2 protein-coding genes are annotated in these 1,494 nt (G+C 56.0%); one reads left to right on the plus strand and one right to left on the minus strand.

The annotated features are described in order from the left end of the window. On the minus strand, positions 1-188 hold a 188-nt coding region (locus tag CAK78_RS17660), incomplete at its 3' end, for a transposase (RefSeq protein ID WP_141214193.1). Positions 189-563: 375 nt separating this feature from the next. Between CAK78_RS17660 and CAK78_RS23200 the strand changes: the two genes are divergently transcribed. After that, positions 564-1,494, plus strand: a 931-nt coding sequence (locus CAK78_RS23200) for a ribonucleotide reductase N-terminal alpha domain-containing protein (RefSeq protein WP_254924818.1), incomplete at its 3' end; no start/stop codon positions are given.

Below are 1,494 nucleotides of genomic sequence, written 5' to 3' on the forward strand. Positions count from 1 at the left end.
TTGCATTGCAGCACGCGTGGCCGACTTTTCAGGTGACAACAGGTCTTGTTGGCACATTCAGGGCAGACAAAGCCGTGAGGAAAACGCCAAGTGAACAACGCGTTTTCGCACTGAGCTTCAGTGCCATAGTCCTTGAGAAGCTCAAACAGGCTGTAGCCTTTCTGGAATTGGACTTTGCTTTTGGCCATGATCTCGCTCCTCGATAACTGTGCATAAGATCAGTATAGTTCGGGGTGACTGCTAATCATGGGTAATCAGGAAAAGTTATTTAAATTTTCCATGTTCGATCATCAGACTTGCATTTACCGGATCGGACGGATGAAAACCCGTTCGCTGTGAGCGTCCACTAACTCCATCGACAACACCCACAATTTATCCACAGCAATTGCCTTATCCACAGATTGCAAAGCCGGGCAGACCTCACTATCTTGTAGCTCGAATTCAAAATAACACTATATCTTGTGATTCATCGCACAATAGGTACCCACCTCCATCGCCCTGCCCGGGCCGGAGGCCAACGCCGTGCGATGGTTTTTCGGGAATCAACTAAAGGTCATCAGCCAATGAACTTGTTTGTGACGAAGCGTAACGGCCACAAAGAACCCATCGATCTGGATAAAATTCACCGCGTGCTGGACTGGGCCGCCGAGGGTCTCGACAACGTGTCGGTCTCCCAGGTGGAACTCAAGTCCCACATCCAGTTCTATGACGGCATCCGTACCGCCGATATCCACGAAACCGTCATCAAGGCCGCTGCTGATCTGATCTCCGAGCAAAGCCCGGACTACCAGTACATGGCCGCCCGTCTGGCCATCTTCCACCTGCGCAAGAAGGCCTACGGCCAGTTCGAGCCGCCCCACCTCTACCAGCATGTCGCCAAGCTGGTGGACATGGGCAAGTACGACAAACACCTGCTGGAAGACTACAGCCAGGCCGAGTTCGAGGAGCTGAACGCCCACCTCGACCACTGGCGCGACATGGACTTCTCCTACGCCGCGGTCAAGCAGCTGGAAGGCAAGTACCTGGTCCAGAACCGCGTCACCGGCGAAATTTACGAGAGCCCGCAGTTCCTCTACATCCTGGTAGCGGCCTGCCTCTTCTCCAAGTATCCGAAAGATACCCGTCTGGACTACATCAAGCGCTTCTATGATGCGGTCTCGACCTTCAAGATCTCGCTGCCGACCCCGATCATGAGCGGCGTGCGCACCCCGACCCGTCAGTTCAGCTCCTGCGTGCTGATCGAGTGCGACGACAGCCTAGATTCCATCAATGCCACCGCCAGCGCCATCGTGCGTTACGTTTCCCAGCGCGCCGGCATCGGCATCAACGCCGGTCGCATCCGTGGTCTGGGCAGCCCCATCCGTGGTGGCGAAGCGTTCCACACCGGTTGCATCCCCTTCTACAAGTACTTCCAGACTGCCGTGAAGTGCTGCTCCCAGGGCGGCGTGCGCGGCGGGGCGGCCACCCTGTTCTACCCGCTGTGGCACACCGAAG

The sequence above is a fragment of the Aeromonas sp. A35_P genome (assembly GCF_002259925.1).
Classification (GTDB): Bacteria; Pseudomonadota; Gammaproteobacteria; order Enterobacterales; family Aeromonadaceae; genus Aeromonas; species Aeromonas dhakensis.